This is a genomic window from Vibrio sp. B1Z05 (assembly GCF_052955985.1).
Map to the genome: position 1 here is coordinate 693,040 of NZ_CP130464.1, position 17,747 is coordinate 710,786.

The window sequence follows — 17,747 nt, forward strand, 5'->3', positions numbered from 1 at the left end:
CAGTTAGAATGCGTAGATAACTGTTAAACCAGATAGAGTATCCTCTTGTTTACCCGCACCTAGATTATCTTCTTCGGTTTTTCTAACTTCGCCTGAGATAATCAGTTGCGGAGTAGCATGATAACTCAAACCTAAAGAATAGATACTACGTTCACCGTCAATATTTACATCGCTATCATCAAAGTCTACGTGAGATAGGTATACATAAGGACGAATGCCGATACCGAAGTAGTAATGAGCGTACATATCGTAACCTAGTGCATCGGCGTATTCGTTCGCTTTACCCGTTGGCGCAGTGCCATCAAAGCCATAGCCTAATAAGTCAGTTTCGTGCGCTTTTTTACCGTCAGTGACAGCGGCAGCAACTTTCAAACCTTTATGAGTATATTTAGCCGCCAATGTGGTTAATTGCTGCGTATCATCGCCGCTAAGCACGGCCGATGCGCCATCCATGTTGTTTTGCATGTAAGTCGCACCGACGCTTAGGCCGAACTCAAAGTCGTAGCTAGCAGCAACAGCAATGTTGCTATCACGCTCCAGCGTATAAGCAACATTATTTACGTTATTAGAACCGTATTGCGCAGAAAGGTTTAAGCCGCTGATGCTTTTACGGTATACCACTAGGTTGTCACCACGTGCCGTTGCTAGGAAACCGCCGTCTTTGCCGTCACTAAATAGTGGCGTTGCATCTGGATCAAACACGATTAGGTTATCCATATAACCTGCAACATCATGGTAAGCCGAATATTGTTTACCGATACGTAGGCTACCGTAGTCTTCATTATTAATGGTGATATAACCTAAACGGTTACGGAATTGGTCGTGCCCTGTATCACCAATCTTATTTGATGGTGGATTAAGCAGTGTATCCCACTCTAATTTCACATCACCAGACCAGCCATTGCCCATTTGACGCTCAATAGCAATTCCGATAGTAGTACGGCTAGTATTAAAGTAATGATCTAAGAAGTGTACTGGCTGCCAGTAATCCGCTAAGAATGCACCAGAGATATCTACTTTATTAACTTCATCTTGGTAAATAGTGGCAGACATTGCATGGCTAGACATTACTAGACCTGCACTCAATAATAATATTTTATTATATTTTTTCATTTTAATTTCCAGAATGTAGGGATTAAAAAACATGACAAAAAGACTCATATGTCCTGCCATGTTTAAATTCACGTTATAAAAAAGAATGGAAGTAAATTAATTATATTTATTTTGTTGCTATTACTTCTATTTCAACTTTTGCATCCATAGGTAGACGAGCTACTTCAACGCAAGAGCGAACAGGAAAATTAGCATTGTGCTTCTCAAAGAATTCACCGTAAGTTTTATTCACTACAGGGAAATCGTTTAAGTCTTTTACAAACACTGTGGTCTTGACAATATTTCGCGCAGTTAAACCTGCCTCTTGGATAATTGCCAGCGCGTTATTTAGTGACTGTAGAGTCTGCTCTGCCACATCCTCTGGCATCACTTTAGTGTCAGGGTTAATCGGCAACTGACCCGAGGTAATAACTAGGTTGCCAAAGTTGACACCTTGCACATAAGGGCCGATCGCCAATGGCGCTTTTTCAGTGTTAATAATATTGGTCATTATTATTTCTCTTATTGTTTTTAGAATAGAAGTTTTTTATTAATACTAACCAGCCATCAATTTATTAAAAATTGATTCAATGATTATGAATTAATATTTTTGATTGTAAAAATAGATCGTTAGAAACTAAGAAAGCTTCTAATCAAAGAAGTTAGGAGTGCATTGATGCAGGAAGAATAGAGATTTTATAGTCGTTGGTGTACCAAGCTAAAGAGCTTGACCATAATTGGTCTAGGTTTTTTAGATTGTTACTCATATCTAATTCCTTAGTTCTCTATAGCTAGTTGACTGATGGCGCAATATTTCCACAAATTAGATTTTAAGTACATTAAACCAAATGATAAATGTGACAATCATCTAGCTAAATAGATGGTTATTTTGTCTTCAATCACAAAGATGAATTTATATAAGGTGCTAAATTAATAAATAATGGCGGTAAATTGGTGTATGTAATGCCTGATAATTTGATCATATCAGGCACTTTATTGCGTTGCTGTTATTTGCCTATAGAGTTATAGCAATCATCATTCTTATGATCTGAAATCGAGATGAGTCATGCTATGAGAAATGAATCGTAGGAAATAGGAATTTACTGCCTACCAGTTTCACCAACCATATCCAAAGTTAAAACAGCGGCGACAACGATTTGCAAGACGCTCCTTTTAAACGGAAATCAAACCAAAATTGAAGATATAGCCTCTTGGATCTTGAGCTTTGATATCCAATCAAGGTGCCCCGTAATATTTCACTGCCCCTCTTTGTTTATAAATTACTTATACTCTCAAAAGACATTCCTTTTCCGTTTTAATATGTGAATGAGGCCAATGGAAACACTCTCACTACATCAAGCCCAGAAATTGGCACTTTTATCGCAGGGATTACTTGCTCAACCGTTATCCGGTGACGCCTACAGCAAATCAGTTCAAGTTGCAGAGCGTTTAAGTTATATCCAGATAGATACCATATCGGTTGTACAACGAGCCCACCATCATGTCCTTTGGAGTCGTAATAGTGACTATCAACCAGATCATTTACAGCAAATGGTCAAAGAAAAGATCGTTTTCGAGTATTGGTCACATGCCGCGTCTTATCTTGCAATGAAAGATTATCGATTCACGTTACCACGTAAACTCGCCATAACATCGGGTAAACAAACACACTGGTTCAAGAAAAACCCGCAAATAATGTCAGAGGTACTTACGCGTATCAAAGACGAAGGGCCGTTGATGGCAAAAGATTTTCAATCCAATTGCAACAAACATACAGGATGGGAAAGTAAGCCAACCAAACAAGCGTTAGAAAACTTGTATATGCAAGGCGATCTGATGATCACCGAGCGGAAAAATTTTCATAAGGTGTACGATCTGACCGAACGAGTGCTTCCTACAGATGTCGACACCTCGATACCAACCTCTAAAGAACATGCACGATTTTTGATCTTAAACTTCCTTAAAGCTCATGGTATTGGCCAACTCAAGGAAATCACCTATCTACTAAAAGGAGTACAAAAAGAGGTCAGCAAAGCCCTAGCTGAATTGAAAGAAGAAGGAGTGATCGTGGAGGTTTTAGTAAAGAATGAACGCTATTTCACGACATCTTCATCTCTTGAGTTATTAAACAATAAGTTGAAACGCAAACAGGCAAAAATCCTGTCACCGTTCGATAACCTTGTCATTCAAAGGGCAAGAGCCAAACATCTGTTTGACTTCGCCTATACTCTTGAATGCTACACCCCTGCTGCAAAAAGGCAGTTTGGTTACTTTTGTCTTCCCGTCCTGTGGGATGGCCGCCTAGTAGCAAGAGCCGATTGCAAGATCAACAAAGCAACATCAACCTTAAATGTCATCAATTTATTTATTGAACCATCATTAAAAAGACATGATGAGTTTATGGAAGCGTTCGCCGCTGAGCTCATCAGATTTGCTGCCTTTAATAATGTTGAACCGGATATGAGCTATCCCATTCATAGATTAAAGTAAGCATTTAGGCCTGATAAATAAGTAAACAAGTTAATAAACAATTTAGTTCAATCACGCCTTGCATCCCCTCAACATTAATTTATGATTTACCTACAAATTCATTATTTAATGTTATTAATATGCTCAACAATAGCTGGCTAAAAACCTTTAAAACCTTGGTGGAAGTGAATCATTTTACGCGCACGGCTGAGGCGCTGTTTATGACCCAACCAGGGGTGACTCAGCATATTCAAAAATTAGAGCAAGCTTGCGGTGCGCCGCTTTTGATCAAAAAAGGCAAAAGCTTTGAGCTGACTGAGCAAGGTAATACTGTGTATGAATATGCTTGCCAATTAATTGAACAGCAGCAGCATCTTCTTACTGCGTTAAAAACCGATGATCCGTATAGCGGCAGTATTAAACTGGCCTGTTCAGGTGCGCTGGCGCAGTGGCTTTATCCTAAGTTCATCACACTGCAATCCCAATACGACCAACTTAGTATCAGTGTTGAATCTGCGCCTAATAAACGAATTTGTGAGCATGTTCAGCAGGGGCATTCTTTGATTGGACTTGTGACTCAAGTGCCAAATCAAGCTGAATTTGAGGTGACTAAAATTGGCACTGAAATTTTATGTTTGGTGTTGCCTAAAAGCTACACGCAAGCACCAATCAATGCCGACGCGTTGCAAGAGCTAGGGCTTGTTGAACACCCAGATGCTGAGCAATATTTAGCGCAGTATTTGCAAGAGTGTGGACACTCAGAGCTGAGTGAACTTTCGTTACCGACTGTAAAGCGCGTGACTTATATCAATCAGTTAAGCCAAATTTTATACCCTGTCGCGCAAGGGATTGGTTTTACCGTTCTGCCTTTAAGCGCTGTGCACTCCTCGCCTTTTTATCCCGATCTCTGTGTTCACCAAGCCAAAACTAATGTGGAAGATGACCTGTATTTGATTTCAAAAAAAGATCGTCCTCTTCCTAGTCGCTATCAACAGTTTATTACGCTTATACAAGAGTCTATTCAACAATCGAAAACATGGTAAATGCTTGGTTCTATTTATAAATACTCTCTGTAAGTGACCTGAAATTAACTAGGCAAATTGTCCAAAACACTTCTATAGTCATATTCATAGATCGTTACCATATGATTAATTACTATGATTTAAGTGGATATCATGAAGACGTTAGAGCAGCAGTTATCACGGTTGGATTTAAACCTTTTAGTCTCTTTAAGTGTGCTATTAAAAGAGAAAAATGTTTCTAGAGCGGCAGAGATGCTGTTTCTCTCTCAACCCGCAATGAGCCGAACCTTAAAACGGTTGCGAGACTTGTTTGACGATCCACTTTTTTATCGTGAATCAGCCGGGTTGCAACCCACAGAAAAAGCCCTGTCCTTGCAAGAGCCGCTCAATGAAATACTGCTGTCCATCAACTCGCTTATTGATAGCACCCAGTTTTCTCCGCAAAGCTGTAATCAAACATTCAGGCTTTCGCTACCGCCACTGATGAGCCGACAATTATCAGTACCACTGATTAGAGAGTTGATGCGTCACGCGCCAAACGCCAGTCTTGTGGAATATTCAGCGTCTCTTGATCCTACTGCGTTACTTAAAGAGCAAGCAGTCGACTTTTCAATCCACATTGAAAAACCCAACAACACCGAAGAATTTCCCAGTGAGCTTATCGGGCATACTCACGCGGTGTTTTATGGCATGCTCGATCACCCGCTAACCTTGCAAGAGAAAGTGACGTTGCAAGATTGCTTAAAGTATCAGTTTGTTGATTTGAACTTAGACATTCGTTCAGTATTTGGCGAGCACAACCCCATCGACACGTATTTAGAAACCAAGGGATTACAGCGAGATGTGGTCTTTAAAAGTGGTCAGCTCAATACGTTAGTCGATGCCATGCAAGACTCAGATAAGCTATTGATATCAACGCATACATTACGCAGCGTTGATAATTTTAAGCAGCGTCTAGCGCCTGTTTATGAGCTGAAAAATGAATCGAAGATGGCGATTAATGTGTATCTTATCGAACACAAACGCACCTTAAATAGCGCCGCTCATCAATGGCTAAAACAGCTCATCATAGATACCTTACAAAACAGGGCTTTTGCCATTGAATAATCGGTTACTTTGGTTGGTTTCGCACTTTTAAGGCTCGTTCAATCAACTCAACGCCCGGTTCATAACGTTTTGCGCTGGCATTTAACGCTAGCGCTAATGCACTGTCCGCTATTTCTTCAAAGCGCTGCGCCATGGCGTTAACTTTGATTGGGATAAAGTCCAATAACCTATTGTCACCAAAAGTGGCGATTTTCAATCGCTTGACCAATTCAGGGTTTGGTAATACCACATCCAACACCCCTTCTAGCAAGGTATAAGAGGTGCAAATAATCGCGTCAGGAACGCAATCATTGTCTACCCACTGCTGGGCTAATAATCTTCCTTCATTTGCTGAGAAGTGCTCTCCGTATGCAAAACTGATTGATACCGAACTGCCTTTAAGGGCCGCTTCAACACCTGACTGGCGGTGTCGTGATACTGGTAAATTTGGCAGTGCACCCACAATGCCAAGACTTGTCACCTCGTCATGCATAATGGATTGAGTGAGTTGTAACGCCGCTTCAAAATCTTCACTGACCACACAGCTGAATACTTCATCATCTAACAAACGGTCTATCGCGATTACTGGCGTGCCCTTGTTCAAAAGCGCCTGATAAAACTCATTCGCTTGAGGCATTGAGGTTGCCACAAACAGCGCGTCAATTCGACGACTCAACAAAGCTTCAGCTAATGCACGCTCAGTCACTGGGTTATCATCAGAGCAACCAATTAAGATCTGATAGCCGGCTTTTCTTGAATTTTGTTCCAGCAATTTTGCCAATTTTGCGTAACTGCTGTTCTCTAGATCCGGAATGATTAAGCCAAACGAACGACTGTTACCCGCACGTAAAGAAGATGCCGCATGATCCGGTTGAAAGTGATGCTCGTCCACAACTGCCATCACTTTGCGCTGCGTCTTCTCGCTAATGCGATATTTTTTCGCTTTACCGTTTATCACGTAGCTTGCTGTGGTTTTTGATACGCCAGCTAGCTTGGCAATTTCTTCTAAGGTCATCTCGATTCCTAGTAAATTGTGCAGTAGATCATAATTATTTAGATTGATCGCTACTTTTATTTGAATGATATGCTGAATCGGTTAATTATTAAAGCTGAAACGGTTAAGCAGATAAAAATAGATGACCAAGGTCACTATTTCGTTGTTAAACAGATTGCCGATTAATCATTAGTCCTGCAATTGAGCAACGACTTTATTGACCACAAAATGAATTGTTCATACAGCGTTGAGTGATAAAACTCTGCTTTTAAAATAGACAAACGCAGACGCCCTAGAAGTAAAGGGCATTTTATTTCTCAATTTGCTGAATCGATTAAGCAGACCACTTAAAGCAACAATTAAGTGAGAGTGAAACCAAATAGGAAGAGGCGAACATGCTCACAATTACGACACAAGACATCACATTGCAGCAAAAAGCAGTTGATAAAAAAACAGCGATTCAAAGCATTGCCAAGAGCCTAGCAGACAAACAACTTGTTGAGTCTGGCTATGTTCAAGGAATGCTCAACCGTGAATCGCAAAACTCGACCTTTTTGGGTAATGGCATTGCTATCCCCCACGGTACCGTAGAGACACGTTCGCTGGTAAAAAGCACCGGCGTTGCAGTGCATCACTTTCCTGACGGAGTGCCATGGGGTGACGGTAATACGGTTTACTTAGCGATTGGCATTGCCGCTAAATCTGATGAACATTTAGGTATTTTAAAGCAGTTAACTAAAGTTCTCTCATCTGATGGCGTGGAAAGTGCCCTGCAAAATGCAGAAACGGCGCAAATGATTGTGGGATTGCTTAATGGTGACGTGCAATTTGATGCCGATTTCAATGAGTCTCTTATCGAGCTTAACTTCCCAGCTAACGATGTATTGCAACTGGCCGCCGTTGCTGGTGGACTACTTAAAAACCAACACTGTGTAAACAACGAGTTCATCGCCGAACTGGTCACTAAGACGCCGACCAACCTAGGTCAAGGTCTATGGTTGTTGTCCAGTGATGTAGGCTGCCAGCGCACTGCTATGTCATTTGTGACGACCGCAAATCATTGCCAGTACCAAGGACAACCCGTGAAAGGTTTAGTGGCGTTTTCTGCCACTAATGCGGCGCATCAACCTATGCTCACTACCTTAATTAATACCGTTGCTTTACAAAGACAAAACGAGCTTTTGCAATCTACTCCACAAGCCTTACTTGCTCTGTTTTCAAGTGACCGTGACGCAGTGGATTCCAGCGAAGCGGCGGCTCAAGCGCAATTTACTATCAAAAATGCACACGGTTTGCACGCAAGACCTGGCGCAATGTTGGTGGCTGAAGCGAAGAAATTCCAATCCGACATCAAAGTGTGCAACTTGGACGGCGAAGCGAAACCGGTCAACGCTAAGAGCCTGATGAAGGTGATTGCGATGGGCGTCAAACATGGCCACAAATTGCAGTTTTCTGCTGATGGTATTGATGCAGAAGCTGCGCTAAAGGCCATCGGAATTGCCATAGAATCTGGTCTTGGTGAAGGATAAGAACATGACTTCGACAACCAACAAAGTAGTTACCGTGACCTTAAACCCTGCGTTAGATCTAACAGGCAGTGTTAAAGGGCTACATTTAGGCCTAGTAAACCTTGTTAAACAAGGTTCGCTACACGCCGCAGGCAAAGGCGTCAACGTCGCTAAAGTACTGAGTGAACTTGGCGCAGAAGTTACGGTAACGGGCTTTTTAGGCAAGGATAACCCAGAGTTATTTAGCCAACTATTTGACGATATCAAAGCCAAAGACGCCTTTATTCGAGTCGATGGCGCAACACGCATTAATGTCAAACTGATTGAAGAAGATGGCAGAGTCAGTGACATCAACTTCCCTGGCGTGACAGTTACGGAAGCTGACATCAAAGCCTTCGAAGAAACCCTGTTTGCGCTAGCCAAAGACCACGACTATTTCGTGATAGCAGGTAGCCTACCCAACGGGATTTCACCACAGCTTTGCGCTTCGTGGATTGAACAACTGCATCAGCTTGGCAAAAAAGTCCTGTTTGATAGCAGCCGCGATGCCCTGCGTGCTGGACTGGACGCTAAGCCTTGGCTTATCAAACCAAACGATGAAGAGCTGGCTGAGTTTGTCGGCCGCTCATTAAGCACCGCCGAACAGTGCCAACAAGCCGCATTAGAGCTTGCCGATAAAGGCATCGATAACATTGTGGTGTCGATGGGTGCAAACGGCGTAATGTGGCTAAAACAAGGGAAATGGTTATTTTCCCAACCACCAAAAATGAACGTTGTTAGCACTGTTGGTGCTGGTGACACATTAGTTGCAGGCCTATGTTGGGGCCATATGCAAAACATGGAAAAAGAACCCTTGTTGCAGTTTGCTACAGGTTTATCCGCTCTTGCCGTCGCCCAAGTTGGAGTCGGTATACCCAGTAAAGAACAATTGCACAGCGTCATCAATCAAGTTGATGTACGACACACTATTATAACTAAATAAGGTCTTCCCTATGAATATTGCAATTATTACCGCCTGCCCAAGTGGAGTTGCGAACAGCATCATCGCTGCAGGACTGTTAGAAAAAGCCGCTCAATCCCTACAGATCAGCGCGAAAATTGAATGCCAATCTAAAGTGGTTGAAGGTTATACGTTAACCCCACAAGATATTGATGGCGCCGATACCATTATCATCGCCACAGACACCCCCATAGATACCTCTCGCTTTGTTGGAAAGAGTGTCTATCAAGGAAGTATTGGCAATGCCGTCAGCAATGCCAGTGAGTTCTTAAATAAAGCGATTCACAATGCAACTACCTTAACCAATGCCGATGTAACAACGGCAAGTGCGCCAAGTGCTTCTGCTAGTAAGAAGATTGTGGCAATCACCGCCTGCCCTACTGGCGTTGCGCATACCTTTATGGCTGCTGAAGCTCTGGAATCAGAAGCGGTTCGTCAGGGCCACCAAATAAAAGTGGAAACACGTGGTTCAGTTGGTGCTAAAAACCAATTGACTGACCAAGAGATCCAAGACGCGGATTTAGTGATTATTGCCGCTGATATTGATGTGCCCCTGGATCGTTTTGATGGCAAATTACTGTATCGCACCAAAACTGGCCCTGCGCTTAAGAAAACCAAGCAAGAAATTGAAAATGCGTTTGCCCAAGCAACTACCTATAAAGCAACGGGCGCAGCAACCTCTAATGAGAGCAACACTGCTAGCAAAGGCGTTTATCAACACTTAATGACTGGTGTATCGCACATGCTACCGGTTGTGGTTGCAGGCGGGCTTATCATTGCGCTTAGCTTCGTGTTTGGTATTGAAGCATTTAAAGAAGAAGGCACACTTGCTGCCTCGTTAATGACCATTGGTGGCGCTTCAGCATTTGCCTTGATGATTCCAGTGCTTGCGGGTTACATCGCCTTCTCCATCGCTGACCGTCCAGGACTTGCTCCAGGTTTAGTAGGAGGCATGTTAGCTAGCTCACTAGGCGCAGGCTTCCTTGGTGGCATTGCGGCCGGTTTCATTGCCGGTTACAGCGCAAAATTTATCGCTGAAAAACTCTCTTTACCACAGTCGATGGAAGCACTTAAACCCATCTTAATCATTCCTTTTGTTGCGACGCTGTTTACTGGTTTAGTGATGATTTACGTGGTCGGTAACCCCGTAGCAGCAACAATGGGCGGCCTTGAGAACTTCCTAAATACTATGGGCGCAGGTAATGCGGTAATGCTAGGTATTTTACTTGGCGCAATGATGTGCTTTGACTTAGGCGGTCCAGTAAACAAAGCAGCGTATGCGTTTGGTGTGGGTCTACTTGCATCACAACAATACGCACCAATGGCGGCAATTATGGCGGCAGGTATGGTACCGGCACTGGGTATGGGTCTGGCGACGTTCTTGGCTAAAAACAAGTTTGAATCCAGTGCTCGTGAAGCAGGTAAAGCCTCTTTTGTATTAGGTTTGTGCTTTATCTCAGAAGGTGCGATTCCATTTGCAGCCAAAGATCCAATGCGTGTTATCCCATCATGTATGATTGGCGGAGCAATTACCGGCGCACTAAGTATGTTGTTTGGCGCAGAGTTACTGGCACCACACGGCGGCTTATTCGTACTGTTAATTCCAAACGCAATTACACCAGTGGTTATGTACTTAGTGGCAATTGCCGCAGGTACACTGGTGACTGGCTTCACTTACGCTTTCTTGAAGAAAAGCGACCAGAAAGTATTAGTGCAAGCGTAATACACTAAAAAGCAAAAGGTCGGAGTCACATAAGTGATTCCGACCTTTTTTATTGTCTGTGTAATACCAATCACACTAAGTAAGTGATCAGAGCTAGCGCAGGAAAAATGCTCGAGAACAAGGCAGAATTTTTCGATAAGTAGTTGTTCTACAATCAAAAATTCTAACGCCGTTATCGAGCATTTTAACAAGCTAGAATGACCAGTTATTTAGTACGATTGGTATAAATGAGGGCGTTAGCTATAACGCCCTATCAACGTCATTAACGTCCGTAAGTCTCTACGATATAGCGTTCAAAATCTTGGCACATTTGCTCATCGCTAAGCTCATTGTTTGCCAATTTTTTATCACCATCCACAATACTAATACGAGCGTCTAAAGCGTGTACGCTTGCACGTTCACGATCCGCTAAACCGGCAATTTTTTGTAGTTCGTTGTCCCACGCTTGCTCAGACGTTAAGTTACATTCATCCGCCAGATATTTGGCATTAAAGCCCTCGCCTGTCAGTTGAACAATGGTCTGATTATGATTGACCGCATTACCTTGACGCCAGTAGTGCTGCTCTAGCAACGGACCAATTTCAGGGTTATCGGTAAGGAAACCAAACTTCTTAGTAAAGTACGCGCGAGTTTGATAAACCGCCATGTGCGCCAATAAGTACCCTTGGTAGGCACAAGCAGATTCATCCGACAATAAGTGCGGGATTGCCATTAGCGGTCGTGGGCTACAGGCCAAACCTTGGATCTTTTGCTCTGTTTCACGAGCAAGGCGAGTCACGTTTTCAGGCGTCAACTCTTGCTCAGAAAGTTGGTATAAAGCACGCTCAAAATACGGCACCACTAAGATGCTACGTTCACTATAAGCGCGAAATGGCTGTTTGCTTTCCACCATCGCTTTAATCACATCATCTGATATGGCTTCGCCCTTCTCGTTAAGCGCGTACAGTTTTAGCCAATCACCGTCCCCTAGTAAGCTGTCACAAAACATGGATTGTGTTTCAGCGTACGCCATTGAAGTAGGCGCAAACTCTTGCGCAAAACACGGTGCGTTCATTTTCACATTCGAGAAATGCGCGGCATGTCCACCTTCGTGGAACAGTGTATTAATGCCGTCATAGCCACTGCCCACTTGATCAGGTTTAGCGTTACTCGTGAAATTCACTTTTGCCGCAACCCATTGCGAATTTTCATCGACAAATGATGGAATTGGACCATGACAGAACCCATTAGGGTATTTACCTTTACGATCCAAAAGATCTAAGGTCAGTTCCGCATTTGCATAGGTGATGTTAAGGCGACCAAACGACTCAATCCAACGACGAAGCGATTGTGAAAATGGCACGTACTGATCCAAATCACGCATTGCATCGCCAGAGAAAGAGAACACAAAGTTATGTGCTTCAACGGCACTATTACCTTTTTCTGCCGCCAACTCCTGCAAACTGCGTAAATTACTGTCACGAGTTCGCTGTTCAAAGTCGTCTAAAATGGCAAACAGCTCGTCGGTCGACATTTGCTCTGTTTTTACAATGGAATAGTCAAAGAAGTTATTAAAGCCTAATGAGCGAGCAAACTTATTGCGCAGCTTAACCAGATCTAAAAATCCATTGTGCAGTAGCCATTGCTCCACATCTAGCAATGCTTGGTGAGACGATTTACGCACCGCTTCATGATCACTGGTACGAATGTTTGCCGCCAATACCGGCAATGAACCTTGTTGTTCGTTACCATCAGCATCGATAAACACTTGAGTGTAGTTTTGTTTTTTCTCAAACAGATCCGATTCAAACTTAATTAAATCGGCTTTTAGTTGACGAGATTCTTCAGTAGGTAAAGCGTGCGCCTTAAAAGTCGCTAACCAGCCTTGCAAACCTTGTTTCACCAACTGCGTTTCTTCACTGTTGTCTAATTGGTTTAATTGCTCAAGCTGGTGCTGAATTTGACTCAATCTTTCAGGATCACTTAGAAACTGGTTCCACTTGGTTTCAGCGGCAGCTGAACCCGCCTGATCGTTTGACGTCCCCATATAAGTTGTCCAAAACAAGTCTTCTTTTTGACGATGCACATTCAGATAATCTCTATTTAAAGAGTTGAGGTAGTTTTGCGGGTTCATAGGTTTCCTTTTGCTTTCTAGCAACAAATCTAATTGATATTGCTTCACAGTATCATTCTAGTCATTTGACTCAAATAATGAAATGGATTGAGTAATGTCTTTTACTGCTACTTATTTTTCAAATTTAACAATAACAAAATTTAAACATCACAATCACTCCACATCTATATGCACCATATATCACAACCTTATGTGACTAATTATTTATCAATGAGTTACATATTTTATGTAACGTAATAAATATAAGATTTCCTCATTATTTAAAGCATTTATAATAGTGACCTATTTCTCAGATAATGAGGGTTTGAAAGTAAATTTGTTGATCAACCTCGCACATACCAACGCCAAAACTCTTTATGTGACTTAGTAGTAAGTTTATTAAATAATATTTAAGGATAATAAACCCATCGAAAATAATTACTCTTAGGAGAGCATGTATGGAAGTGGTTATATACAACTGCGATCAAGAGTGTGAAATTGAAAGGTTTTGTTTATCTCCATATAAAATGGACGCTTTTCTAGAAGAAATACGCTATGAAAATCGATGTGAGCTTACAGATAACAGTGTGCTAGTAAGACTGTACGATGCAGGACGACTCACGCTATCAAAGCGATTGAACTTAACGGATCAACTCACTAGACTTCTCAAGTCCAACAAGACTTTACTTGCCTAATATTGGTAAGTTTTAGCTCGACCGATTGAAAAGAATAGTTGATCTAAATAGTTATTCAAACAGGTATCACAAACGCTATTAATACGCACCTTTCTTCTATTTTCACACCAAGTTAAATAAATGAACTACTCACAAAAAATAAAGCGTCAGACTTTTAGTAGCTGACGCTTTATTTTTATGACATTTATATTAAGCTTTAATTGATATTTTTTGACTGTGGTCTAAAGAATAAATACAGCATCAGCAATACATTCATCACGCCTAAAAAATAAAAATCAAGCAAAGTAACAATTAACGCTACGACCACATATTGCCACACTTTATGCCCGCAGTTTTTCCATCTCGCAATAGATAGCGCACTGATAAACCATATCAGCCCCAGAAAAATAGGGATCAACAAAATCATTGAATAATCCATATCACTCTCGTGTGCGACCATCGCCAGCAGTAATACGCTGACTAAAGCGACAATATAGCTAGCAATCGAATATGCCAGATAAGGAAGCCTTTGTAACTTGTTGGTTCTGAAGAAAAAGATACTACCTATTGTCACATCATGGCTGTCTTTAGCCAGTTTATACAGTTTTTTAAATTGACGGATAGCATCACTCTCAGTGCTTGCCTGCACTACTCGACTGAATATCTCATACCCTTGTTCGGTTAAACTGGTTATCTGATCTACAACATTGTTACCGCCAAGATTGACCGCCCAAATAATCTTTTTTTTGTACAAAATCTGATAACTGTTCACTTCGTCTCCTTAAAAATCAACCTCGCTTATGTCTTTCTCATCTGTTCAAATTTATCGATAATAAATTCAATCAGCTTAATCAAACGCTCAGGTCTAAATTTGTCTTTATGGTAAATCATTGAAAAATCAACGCTAGGTATGTGCCAATCAGAGAACACATGTGACAACATATTCGCTTCAAGCTCTTTTTTACAATACAACACTGGTACTCGAATAATGCCGTTACCACATAGCGCAGCGTTCACTAAAGTTCGTCCATTTTTACATTGCAAATGTCCAGTAACTTGAACATCAACACTATTACCCGTGGATTTATTAACCAAGTGCCAACGATTCACCGAACCCGTTAAACAGCGATGCTGGGTAAGATCTTTGGGGCTTTCAAGTGCGCCATATTTTTTGATATAGCTTGGGCTAGCGATAGTCGCCATCTCTATTTCAAGCAGTTTACGTGCTACGAAACTGGCGTCTGGTAATGAGCCCATACGAAACGCTAAATCAAACTCATCTGCAATCAAATCTATGCGGTGACTGCTAAAGTCTAAGCTGACACTTACTTCAGGATACAAAAGCATAAACTCATTAAGCATGGGAACGAGAATCTCTTCTCCAAGTACGCCACCCACACAATTTATTGCTATGTGTCCTTTCATTTCGTGCACATCATCAATGGCAGCTAGCAACGCCTGATCAATATGTCCTAACGCATGCTGACACTGTTCAAATAACGTTTTTCCTGCGCTGGTTAGCTTTAATGTGCGCGTGGTTCTTAGCAATAAAGTCACGCCTAATTCCGATTCTAACTCGGTCATTTGACGAGAAATATGCGAACGAGACACCTTTAACGCTTCTGCCGCTCGGGTAAAATTCCCCAGCTGTGCAATCAGCACAAATGAGCGAAGTAGCGATAAATTTATGTTATTCAACATAGACTATAACCACCTTCTGACACGTTTGAGGTATGCAGTATAAGATTGCGGAAATTTGTGCATTAACGCACGCTCTTCCGGCTTAATTTGAAATTGAGTAATGTACATAACAAATATCAAACAACCGAATATGCCCGTCCACGATGCTAATAGAGACGCCCAAGCCACCAGCAATATTGCCAGGGATAAATACATTGGATTGCGGCTATATCGATATACGCCGTGTGTGACTAAATTCTGTGTTTTCGAGGGTTGTAGCGGATTCACCGTTGTATTCTCTTTTTTAAAAGAATCGATAGAGACCCAGGCCAGTCCTAAGCTAATCAATACCAACATCACAGCAATCAGCCATGCACACGGATTATCAGTAAAGGAAAAGTCCGCTATGTATCCCGCCAACAAGGCGCATACCAATAGCACAACTGGCGGTGGGATTTTATGGTTCAGCAATGAAATGTCCAAGCGACTTTCTCCGTTTCAAATCCTTATTGTTGCAGTATAGCAACAGTGTTTTAAGTAAAGGGATATATATCAACAATAAGTCCACCGCTAAACTTCTCCTATCGAAATAGATTCGACCAACATGAATTTAGGAGAAACAGCATGAAAAAATTGATCGTGATTACCGGTGCAAGTTCAGGTATAGGTGAAGCCATCGCACGTCGCTTTAGTGAACAAGGTCATCCTTTGTTACTGATAGCCCGTCGCGTTGAAAAACTAAAAGCTCTAGAGCTTCCTAATACACTGTGCGAAAAAGTTGATGTAACCGACCCCAATTCTTTTGTCGCTGCCATTAAAAAAGCTGAGCAACAATTTGGCGCAGTTGAAGGTTTGGTCAATAACGCTGGCACTATGTTACTAGGATCCATTGATACGCAAGATGCCGCAGAATGGAAACGCATGTTTGATGTCAATGTATTAGGGCTACTCAACGGCATGCAAGCGGTACTCGCGCCAATGATCTCAAGAAACAGTGGCACTATCGTTAATATAAGTTCTATCGCAGGCAGAAAAACGTTTCCTAGCCATGCGGCTTATTGCGGCACAAAATTCGCGGTACACGCCATATCCGAAAATGTTCGCGAAGAAGTCGCTGCCGCCAATGTACGAGTAACCACAATTGCACCGGGTGCGGTAGAAACGGAATTGCTTTCTCATACCTCCTCTCAAGAGATAAAAGACGGTTATGATGCATGGAAAGAAGATATGGGAGGCGTACTGGCCGCTGATGACGTGGCTCGCACAGTGTTGTTTGCCTTTCAACAACCGCAAAATGTATGCATTAGAGAAATTGCATTCGCGCCAACCAAACAACAACCATAAATTCATCATTTTTTGATGACAAAGAAGTGAATCCCCCTAAACTCAACGTATCATATCAAAATGTGTTTCTAATTCTTTAGCTTCATCGACTTAGACACACTTTGGTATGTGCTATATTGAGTCAAATTTACAACTCTATCGCTAAAAGGGGTCAATTTATGGGCATTCTCTCGTTTCAAGGACGCGCCAGTCGCAAAACATATTGGTTCATGCTCGTCATCTGTTTCGTGATAAGCGCAGGCATGCGTCTCGCACTTGATAGCAATTTATCTCACCAGAGTCCCGACAGTGTCTCGCCAATCGCATCGTTTGTGACTTTTGTAATCAGTATCTTATTGCTGTGGTGGTCTATCGCAACGCAAGTAAGACGCTTACACGACCTTGATAAAACAGGTTGGTGGGTGCTGGTCAACCTAGTGCCTTTAATTGGTTCACTATTGATGTTGATTTATCTTGGCTTTTTTAAAGGCAGTGACGGACACAACCGTTTTGGTTCAGCGGTCATTTAACTGAATAAATTCCGACACTTATATTCTAGGTTTCTATATAAGTGTCGTTGAACAAGATGAAGTTTGGCCGTCATACTTTGACGAGTTTTGAACGTATTCAATGCCATCTTATTTGTGGTGTTCTTTGCCACGCGAATACTCGGCATACTTTTTGGAAATTAGTTGAGGTATATGAAGTCCTGTTTTCCGAACAAGATACCAATCTACCACAGCTAAAATGACCAATCCTATTATAGTTCCCATCTCAAACCCTCCTTGCACATCGATTCATAACTCTATCAAACCACTGATAAGTTGAGTAAGACAGAAGGCAATTTTTGTTGGGTAGCGACAGTTTTCAAAGAAGTTAGAGTCTATTGAGGGATAAAAGCCTCATTTCTGCTGTATCAACCTAGCTAAACTGCTGACTACAATAGCAAATACGCCACTCGTGTATATGGATATTGAAACTTGTGGTAGTACACATTCTTGGGCAAGAACACCTAACACTGCTGCTATGTGCAAAGAAGCTCATTGTCATTCAACCCTAATGTACAGTTTTGTTACCTTGCACT

Annotated in this window: 15 protein-coding genes; 8 read left to right on the forward strand and 7 right to left on the reverse strand. The window is 41.9% G+C overall.

Going from position 1 to position 17,747, the window contains the following annotated elements:
• Nucleotides 1–3 precede the first annotated feature (3 nt).
• Together QV280_RS15895 and QV280_RS15900 are read right to left on the reverse strand one after the other, a co-directional pair.
• Nucleotides 4–1,113: a porin gene (locus tag QV280_RS15895; protein ID WP_172972791.1), complete on the reverse strand. Its 1,110-nt coding sequence runs from the start codon at nucleotides 1,111–1,113 to the stop codon at nucleotides 4–6.
• A gap of 106 nt (nucleotides 1,114–1,219) precedes the next feature.
• Nucleotides 1,220–1,603, reverse strand: a complete 384-nt coding sequence (locus QV280_RS15900) for a Rid family detoxifying hydrolase (protein ID WP_152820019.1) — start codon at nucleotides 1,601–1,603, stop codon at nucleotides 1,220–1,222.
• An 824-nt stretch (nucleotides 1,604–2,427) separates the two neighbouring features.
• On the opposite strand from QV280_RS15900, the gene QV280_RS15905 reads away from it, so the two are divergent.
• From QV280_RS15905 to QV280_RS15915, 3 genes are all read left to right on the forward strand, one after another.
• Nucleotides 2,428–3,582 (forward strand): winged helix-turn-helix domain-containing protein, encoded by a 1,155-nt coding sequence (locus QV280_RS15905; protein WP_152820020.1) that lies wholly within the window; start codon nucleotides 2,428–2,430, stop codon nucleotides 3,580–3,582.
• Between the two features lie 119 nt (nucleotides 3,583–3,701).
• Nucleotides 3,702–4,604: a LysR family transcriptional regulator gene (locus QV280_RS15910; protein ID WP_152820021.1), complete on the forward strand. Its 903-nt coding sequence runs from the start codon at nucleotides 3,702–3,704 to the stop codon at nucleotides 4,602–4,604.
• Between the two features lie 132 nt (nucleotides 4,605–4,736).
• Entirely contained in the window at nucleotides 4,737–5,690 is a 954-nt protein-coding gene (locus QV280_RS15915) for a LysR family transcriptional regulator (protein ID WP_152820022.1), read from the forward strand.
• A 4-nt stretch (nucleotides 5,691–5,694) separates the two neighbouring features.
• Here the strand turns inward: QV280_RS15915 and cra are convergent, their stop codons facing one another.
• Nucleotides 5,695–6,762 carry a catabolite repressor/activator gene (cra, locus tag QV280_RS15920; RefSeq protein ID WP_367869573.1) on the reverse strand — a complete coding sequence of 356 codons (1,068 nt, stop codon included), beginning with the start codon at nucleotides 6,760–6,762 and terminating at the stop codon, nucleotides 5,695–5,697.
• 296 nt (nucleotides 6,763–7,058) lie between these two features.
• Between cra and fruB the strand changes: the two genes are divergently transcribed.
• Genes fruB through fruA form a run of 3 tightly spaced genes read left to right on the forward strand, consistent with a single transcriptional unit; the run spans nucleotide 7,059 to nucleotide 10,894 of the window.
• Nucleotides 7,059–8,192: a fused PTS fructose transporter subunit IIA/HPr protein gene (gene fruB / locus QV280_RS15925; RefSeq protein WP_152820024.1), complete on the forward strand. Its 1,134-nt coding sequence runs from the start codon at nucleotides 7,059–7,061 to the stop codon at nucleotides 8,190–8,192.
• A 4-nt stretch (nucleotides 8,193–8,196) separates the two neighbouring features.
• Nucleotides 8,197–9,153 carry a 1-phosphofructokinase gene (pfkB, locus tag QV280_RS15930; RefSeq protein ID WP_152820025.1) on the forward strand — a complete coding sequence of 319 codons (957 nt, stop codon included), beginning with the start codon at nucleotides 8,197–8,199 and terminating at the stop codon, nucleotides 9,151–9,153.
• A gap of 10 nt (nucleotides 9,154–9,163) precedes the next feature.
• Entirely contained in the window at nucleotides 9,164–10,894 is a 1,731-nt protein-coding gene (fruA, locus tag QV280_RS15935) for a PTS fructose transporter subunit IIBC (RefSeq protein WP_152820026.1), read from the forward strand.
• Between the two features lie 262 nt (nucleotides 10,895–11,156).
• Here fruA and QV280_RS15940 read toward each other — a convergent pair whose 3' ends face one another.
• From QV280_RS15940 to QV280_RS15955, 4 genes are all read right to left on the reverse strand, one after another.
• On the reverse strand, nucleotides 11,157–13,007 hold the full coding sequence (locus QV280_RS15940) for a M3 family metallopeptidase (RefSeq protein WP_152820027.1): 1,851 nt from the start codon (nucleotides 13,005–13,007) through the stop codon (nucleotides 11,157–11,159).
• Nucleotides 13,008–13,877: 870 nt separating this feature from the next.
• On the reverse strand, nucleotides 13,878–14,432 hold the full coding sequence (locus QV280_RS15945; protein WP_152820028.1) for a hypothetical protein: 555 nt from the start codon (nucleotides 14,430–14,432) through the stop codon (nucleotides 13,878–13,880).
• Between the two features lie 26 nt (nucleotides 14,433–14,458).
• Nucleotides 14,459–15,361 (reverse strand): LysR substrate-binding domain-containing protein, encoded by a 903-nt coding sequence (locus tag QV280_RS15950; RefSeq protein WP_023403047.1) that lies wholly within the window; start codon nucleotides 15,359–15,361, stop codon nucleotides 14,459–14,461.
• Nucleotides 15,362–15,364: 3 nt separating this feature from the next.
• A complete protein-coding gene (locus QV280_RS15955) occupies nucleotides 15,365–15,823 on the reverse strand; it encodes a methyltransferase family protein (RefSeq protein WP_253912528.1) in 459 nt (152 codons plus the stop codon).
• Nucleotides 15,824–15,964: 141 nt separating this feature from the next.
• On the opposite strand from QV280_RS15955, the gene QV280_RS15960 reads away from it, so the two are divergent.
• Together QV280_RS15960 and QV280_RS15965 are read left to right on the forward strand one after the other, a co-directional pair.
• Entirely contained in the window at nucleotides 15,965–16,684 is a 720-nt protein-coding gene (locus QV280_RS15960) for an SDR family oxidoreductase (protein WP_152820029.1), read from the forward strand.
• 158 nt (nucleotides 16,685–16,842) lie between these two features.
• Complete coding sequence (locus tag QV280_RS15965) at nucleotides 16,843–17,193, forward strand: DUF805 domain-containing protein (RefSeq protein ID WP_152820030.1); 351 nt, start codon at nucleotides 16,843–16,845, stop codon at nucleotides 17,191–17,193.
• Nucleotides 17,194–17,747 lie beyond the last annotated feature (554 nt).